The sequence below is a fragment of the Paenisporosarcina sp. P5_A11 genome (genome assembly GCF_056400705.1).
The window spans coordinates 1-6,695 of sequence record NZ_JBFUKT010000176.1; the positions used below are offsets into that span (position 1 = coordinate 1).

Here is a 6,695-nt window from a genome sequence, read left to right on the forward strand (position 1 = left end):
AACAAAACCAACATCGGCTTGAAGCAATAAATCTTCCAACTCTTCAAAGAAATCTTCATCTACTTTTCGGTATTTAGCAACCAAATCATTTACTTTCGAAGTAAATTGATTACGCGTCTTTGATAATCCATCCTTAAACTTTTCGGAAACAGAAATCGATTCACTCGTTCCTGATATTTTTTCTTTTATCTTTTTAAAGAAACTCAAGCTTTTTCGCTCCCTTGTGCGACAAGTGTCGGTTTATCTTCTTGCATTTTTACGGATACTAATTTGGAAATTCCCGATTCTTGCATGGTAATACCATACAACACATCGGCACCTTCCATCGTTCCTTTACGATGAGTAATGACGATAAACTGTGTATCGTGACTAAACTTTTTCAAATACTGACTATAACGAACGACATTCGATTCATCAAGCGCCGCTTCGACTTCGTCTAAAATACAAAACGGTACAGGACGTATGTTTAAAATGGCGAACAACAAGGCAATTGCAGTCAATGCTCGCTCTCCACCGGAAAGTAAACTTAAGTTTTGACGTTTCTTTCCAGGAGGTTGTGCGATGATTTCGATACCAGTTTCAAGCATATTCGTTGGATCCGTTAGCACTAAATCAGCTTGACCACCACCGAATAACTCTCGGAATACCCGTCCAAATTGCGCACGAATCGCATGGAAAGTATCACTGAAGCGTAAAGTCATTTCCTCGTCCATTTCTTTAATTGCTTCATGTAACGTTTCTTTTGCATCCATTAAATCTTGACGCTGTTCAGTTAAAAACGAATGACGTTCAGAAACACGTTCAAACTCTTCTATTGAAGCTATGTTTACAGGTCCTAATTCTTCAATAGACTGTTTAAGTAATTTGACTTTTTTACGTGATCCTTGTTCTTCAAATGTTTCCATATTCGGAAGGTCTATTTCATCGATTGTAACATGATAGTTTTCTTCTAACTGCATATGAAGCGTAGATTGCTCTACATCAAAACGATTCATCTTCACTTCTGCAGCTCGAAGTAAATCTAATTGTTGTTTGTGTAAATGTTGGTTTTTCTTCAATTGAAGCTCCACTTGTTGGAGTTGGTTGTGAGTTTGCATACGTTGCTCTTTACTTTTCGCAATTAGTCCCACAAGAGATTTTTTCTTTGTCGTCCAATCATTCAAGTTCTGGTCAATTTCAATAGGTGTTGGACCCATTTGACTATCACCAGTTATATACCACTGCATTTCTTTGGTGGCATGATCAAGCTTGTTCGTCACTTTTTGAATGTTCTCCTGGATTTCCGCTACAGTTTGCTCAGCAGCTTTCAATTGTTCAGCTAACACTGCCTGTCTGGAACGAAGCTCAGCCATTTGTTCAGTTAATTGGTCTCGGTCACTTAAGTTTTTGGACTTAAGATTCGTTAAACGATTAATCGTTTCGTTGATTTTACCCAATTCTTCTTTTAATTCAAAAAGGCGTTTGTGTGCGAGTTCTTTTTTCTCAACAGCTTGTTCATGACGACTTGTCACGTCTTTTGCTTCTGAGTTCGAGACAAAAGCACGTTCCTTAAGACGTTTTAATGTGGCTTCGAGTTCACGTGAGTTTGAACTTAGTTCTAATTCTTGCGCTCTACTTTCTTCACCTTCAGTACGCATACTTTCAAGTAATAAAGCTTGTTTATCAATTGCCACTTTTAAAGTAGACACTTGATTCTCAGCTGTCTGAATAGAATCGTCCATTCCAGCTAATTTCAATGATAGTTCATCCAATTCAGCTTTTCTAGAAAATACAGAAGATTGCTGTTTTGTAAATCCACCAGTTAATGAACCGCCTGCATTAATAATATCGCCATCCAAGGTCACTACTCGGTATCGATATTGAATTGACTTCGCAATCTGAGATGCACCTTCTAAATCTTTTACTACAATTACATTTCCAAGTAAATTTTCCACAATGGATTTCGATGATGGTTCAAACGAAACGAGTTCATCAGCCGTTTGAATGAATGATGGATGGCTCTTAATACTATGCAATCCATCAGAATGAATTTTTCTCGACTTCATCACTGTTTTAGGTAAGAAGGTTGCACGTCCAGTGCGTTTCGTCTTTAAGAAGGCAATCGCTTTTCGGGCATCTTGATCAGTATCAGTGACAATATGTTGCATTGCACCACCAAGTGCTGTTTCAAGTGCTTTAGCGTAAGCTGCCTTCACTTGAATGAGTTCCGCTACTGCTCCAGTTATCCCAGTAAGCTGACCCTTTTCACGCGCAACTAATACTTCTTTTACACCTTGGAAGAAACCAGAGAAATCTGCTTCAAGTGCTTCCAATGACTCTTTTCTTGCCTTTAATTGTTGTTGATGCTGATAAGCTTGGTACAACATCGACTGTTTAGATTCTAGTTTATCTTTTTCTTTTGAAAACGTTTGTTGTAGATCTTTGTAATAGGTCAATTTTTCATTTAAAGAACTACGAATTTGTGAAAGCTGTTGATCGACTTGATTCTTTTGTTCTTTAACTTTCGCTAAATCAGAAGTAATTTGTTTATATTCGCTCGTTTTCTTACCTTTAAATTCATCTTGTTGAAGTAGTTGTTGATCTAGATGTTTCAATTCATTTTTAACAGTCGCTTCTTCATTCAACAATTCAATATACGTCGATTTATGATCTTCTATTTCCACTTCAATTTCAGCACTTGTTTGTTTTAATAAATGATCTAATTGTTTTACTTCATTTTGAACAGTTCGCAATTCAGCTTTACTTTTTGTCGCAATCATTTGTTTTAGTTCCAACTGGGTCGTTAACTGGACTTTGTCTTCTTCGAGATCAACAATTGTCAATTTCAATTTTTCAATTTGTTGATCCTTATTATGACGTTTTTCAGCCATTAATAGCTTACGACCATCCCATCGTTCAAGTTCTGAACTTGCCTCGACCAAGGATTCTTGGGACTCATCAATTAAACTGTCTTGCTTTGCCAATTGACCTCGTACCGACTGCAACTCAACTTCCATATCCACAATGACGCTCTCAAGTTCTTTTTCTTGTTGCTTGAAAATGTCGACTTCTTGCATTACTTCAGTTAAGCGTTTGTTTACGTTAGTTAAATCAAACGCTATTAATTTGAGATCCACATCTTTTAGTTCTTCAGACATACGTAGATAATCGGTGGCTGCTGACGATTGCATTTGAAGCGGTTCCATTCGATCATCTAACTCATGTAGTATATCCAATACTCGGTGAAGATTGTCATCTGTTTCAAAAAGCTTGTTCTCTGCTTTCTTTTTGCGCAATTTGTATTTCAGAACGCCAGCAGCCTCTTCAAAAATAGAACGGCGGTCTTCAGGACGACTATTTAATATCTCGTCGACTCGACCTTGTGAAATAATTGAAAAAGCTTCTTTGCCCAATCCTGAATCCATAAACAAATCGGTAATATCTTTCAATCTACAAGATTGTTTATTTAATAAATAATCGCTATCTCCAGAACGGAACACGCGTCTTGTGACACTTATTTCATTGTAATCTAAAGGCAAGCGCTGATCTGAGTTGTCGAGTATGAGTGTGACTTCTGCAAAATTGAGTGGTTTTCTAGAATCACTTCCCGCAAAAATTACATCTTCCATTTTCGCTCCACGAAGAGATTTCGCTGATTGCTCACCGAGAACCCAACGAATAGCATCCGTCACATTACTTTTCCCACTACCATTAGGGCCAACAACCGCGGTTACTCCAGGCACAAAATCGATACCAACTCGATCCGCAAACGATTTAAATCCAATGACTTCAAGTCGTTTAAGGAACAAAATTAGCCCTCCTGTCTACTTGTAGCTTGTTCTTGTAAGTGAACGATCGCTACTTGTGCGGCTTTTTGTTCAGCTTCTTTTTTAGACTTCCCGTTTCCAATACCTAGTTCGCTGTTTCCTAATCGAACACTTGAAACAAACGTACGGTTATGGGCTGGTCCTTTTTCTTCTATGATTTCATAGCTTAAGGAACCATTATTCGTTTGTTGAACCATCTCTTGCAACTGACTCTTATAATCCATCACATGCGAAAAAGCACCGGTTTCGACTTTTGGAAAGACTACTTTCTCTAAAAACGTTACAACAGGTTGTAAGCCTTGATCTAAATAAAGGGCACCAACATAGGACTCAAAGACATCTGCAAGAAGTGCAGGGCGTCCTCGTCCTCCTGTAACTTCTTCTCCCTTACCTAAAAGCACATATTTCCCAAAGTTCAATTCATTCGCAAATAATACGAGTGACGGTTCACATACAATCGCTGCACGTAATTTCGTCAACTCGCCTTCACTCATGGCAGTAAACTTTTGAAATAAATATTGAGAGACAGACAGCTCTAGAACCGCGTCACCTAAAAATTCAAGTCGCTCATTGTCCGTGTAAAATTTCCGTCGATGCTCATTCACATAAGATGAATGTGTAAAAGATTGATACAGAAGTTCTGGATTTAAAAATTGAACTCCTAATTCTTGCTGTAATATTGCAAATGATTGCTTAACTGTTTCTGAAAATGTACCGTTTTTTTGAGGCGTCCCTCTTCGTTTACCCGTCATCATGTAATCTGCCTTCCTTTAATAACTACGGTCTATTTTACTCGTTTGTCGTCTTTTGTGCAAAAAGAAATAGAGACGCAGAAGACCATTCGTTATGAATGTCTTCCACGTCTCGCAATGGAATAATTGCTTATCCTTGTTTGCTTTCAATAAAAGTTACTGCACTTCCTACTGTACTGATTTGCTCAGCATCTTCATCAGAAATCTCCATATCGAACTCATCTTCTAATTCCATAACAAGTTCAACTACATCTAAAGAATCAGCACCTAAATCATCACGGAAAGAAGCTTCCAATTTCACTTCGCTCTCGTCAACACCTAAACGATCTACGATTACTTTTGTTACTCGCTCTATTACAGTTGCCACTAAAGTCACCTCCCCTCAATGATTATACAAAAAAACAAGCCTACTTGATAGGGGCAATTACATGACCATTCCACCATTTACATGAAGTGTTTGGCCCGTAATATAGTTTGAATCTTCAGAAGCTAAAAACACAACAGCTTTCGCAACGTCTTCAGGGCTGCCAAGTTTTGCTAAAGGAATTTGTGTAAGCATTTGATTTTTCACTTCTTCTGATAGTTCATCTGTCATTTCAGTCGTAATAAATCCTGGAGCAATTGCATTGACATTAATGTTGCGACTAGCTAATTCTTTAGCTGTTGTCTTCGTTAAGCCAATGACTCCAGCTTTTGCTGCAACATAGTTTGCCTGACCCGCATTACCAGATACGCCCACGACAGAAGAAATATTAATGATTCGTCCAGAACGTTGTTTCATCATTTGGCGTGTAACAGCTTTGGTACATAAGAACACACCTTTTAAATTCGTGTTAATAACATCGTCCCATTCGTTTTCTTTCATACGCATTAATAGATTATCACGTGTGATACCTGCGTTATTAACTAGGATATCAATACTTCCAAAACGATTCATCGTTTCAGAAATCATAGCCGATACACTTTCAACATCACTGACACTTGCTTGAATGGCAAATGCTTCGCCACCGTTTGCCGTAATTTCATTAACAACTTCTTCTGCTTTTGATTGACTACCGCTATAGTTCACGGCAATACGCGCGCCTTCTTTTGCCAAGTATTTAGCTATTTCGGCTCCTATTCCTCGAGAAGCCCCTGTGACGATTGCTGTTTTACCGTTCAATTTCCCCATTAAGCCCACTCCTTCGATGCTTCAATCACTTGTTCGATTGACTCTAAATCATAAGCTGCATAAATTACTGCAGATCGATCTATTTTCTTTACTAAACCACTCAATACTTTGCCAGGTCCACATTCAATAAATGTGTTGACACCTAAGTCCATCAATGCGCGAATCGATTCTTCAAAACGCACAGGCGAGTATAATTGTTGAACGAGCAATTCTTTCATTTCTTCAGCTGTTGTAACTGGACTTGCGGTGACGTTCGAAATAACAGGCACATCTGTATTATGCATTTCCAGTTGGTTTAAAGCTTGTTGCAACTTCGAAGCTGCTGGACGCATTAATTCCGAATGGAAAGGACCACTTACAACTAGAGGTATCGCACGCTTAGCACCCGCTTCTTTAGCTTGTAAAGAAGCTTTTTCTACACCTTGTTTAGTTCCAGAAATAACAATTTGACCAGGACAATTTAAGTTAGCTAATTGAACTACATCGCCTTGTGAGGTTACTTGATCCGTTACTACTTTCAAAGCATCTGACTGCATGCCTAATATTGCTGCCATCGCACCTTCTCCGGCCGGTACTGCTTCGTTCATGAACAATCCTCTATCGTGGACGATCTTTACACCATCTTCAAATGACATCACACCTGAAGCAACAAGCGCAGAGTACTCTCCTAAACTATGTCCAATTGTATAGTCAGGTTTTAACCCAGCTGCTTGTAGAAGTTCAGAAACCATCGTACTTGTTGTCAATAAAGCCGGCTGGGCATTGTATGTATAAGTCAATTCTTCTGCCGGTCCTTCTAGCATGAGTTTAGATAGCGCAAAACCTAACTGTTCATCTGCTTTATCATAAAATTCTTTATTTCCATTGTTCGAATGGACTAATTCGCTACCCATCCCTACAGCTTGAGAGCCTTGTCCAGGAAAAATAAATGCAATTTTGGTCATTGTGTTTTGCCTCCTGCTATTG

The 6,695-nt window shown here is 38.6% G+C and carries 6 protein-coding genes; all 6 read right to left on the reverse strand.

Going from position 1 to position 6,695, the window contains the following annotated elements; genetic code table 11:
• A partial coding sequence (locus tag AC1DOS_RS16790) for a signal recognition particle receptor subunit alpha (protein WP_477538427.1) occupies positions 1-207 on the reverse strand: 207 nt, incomplete at its 3' end.
• Positions 204-3,788 (reverse strand): chromosome segregation protein SMC, encoded by a 3,585-nt coding sequence (smc, locus tag AC1DOS_RS16795; RefSeq protein WP_477538428.1) that lies wholly within the window; start codon positions 3,786-3,788, stop codon positions 204-206. The genes AC1DOS_RS16790 and smc, both read right to left, overlap by 4 nt.
• Positions 3,789-3,790: 2 nt before the next feature.
• A complete protein-coding gene (gene rnc / locus AC1DOS_RS16800; RefSeq protein WP_108584772.1) occupies positions 3,791-4,558 on the reverse strand; it encodes a ribonuclease III in 768 nt (255 codons plus the stop codon).
• A gap of 130 nt (positions 4,559-4,688) precedes the next feature.
• Positions 4,689-4,925, reverse strand: coding sequence for an acyl carrier protein (gene acpP / locus AC1DOS_RS16805; protein WP_024535029.1), 237 nt, complete (start codon positions 4,923-4,925; stop codon positions 4,689-4,691).
• 57 nt (positions 4,926-4,982) lie between these two features.
• On the reverse strand, positions 4,983-5,729 hold the full coding sequence (fabG, locus tag AC1DOS_RS16810; protein ID WP_477538429.1) for a 3-oxoacyl-[acyl-carrier-protein] reductase: 747 nt from the start codon (positions 5,727-5,729) through the stop codon (positions 4,983-4,985).
• Positions 5,729-6,673: an ACP S-malonyltransferase gene (gene fabD, locus AC1DOS_RS16815; protein WP_477538430.1), complete on the reverse strand. Its 945-nt coding sequence runs from the start codon at positions 6,671-6,673 to the stop codon at positions 5,729-5,731. Before fabD ends, fabG begins: the two co-directional genes overlap by 1 nt.
• Positions 6,674-6,695 lie beyond the last annotated feature (22 nt).

Excerpts from the sequence above, each read along its gene's own strand:
- rnc (WP_108584772.1), bottom strand. The coding sequence starts at position 4,558 with ATGACGGGTAAACGAAGAGGGACGCCTCAAAAAAACGGTACATTTTCA.
- fabD (WP_477538430.1), bottom strand. The coding sequence starts at position 6,673 with ATGACCAAAATTGCATTTATTTTTCCTGGACAAGGCTCTCAAGCTGTA.
- fabG (WP_477538429.1), bottom strand. The coding sequence starts at position 5,729 with ATGGGGAAATTGAACGGTAAAACAGCAATCGTCACAGGGGCTTCTCGA.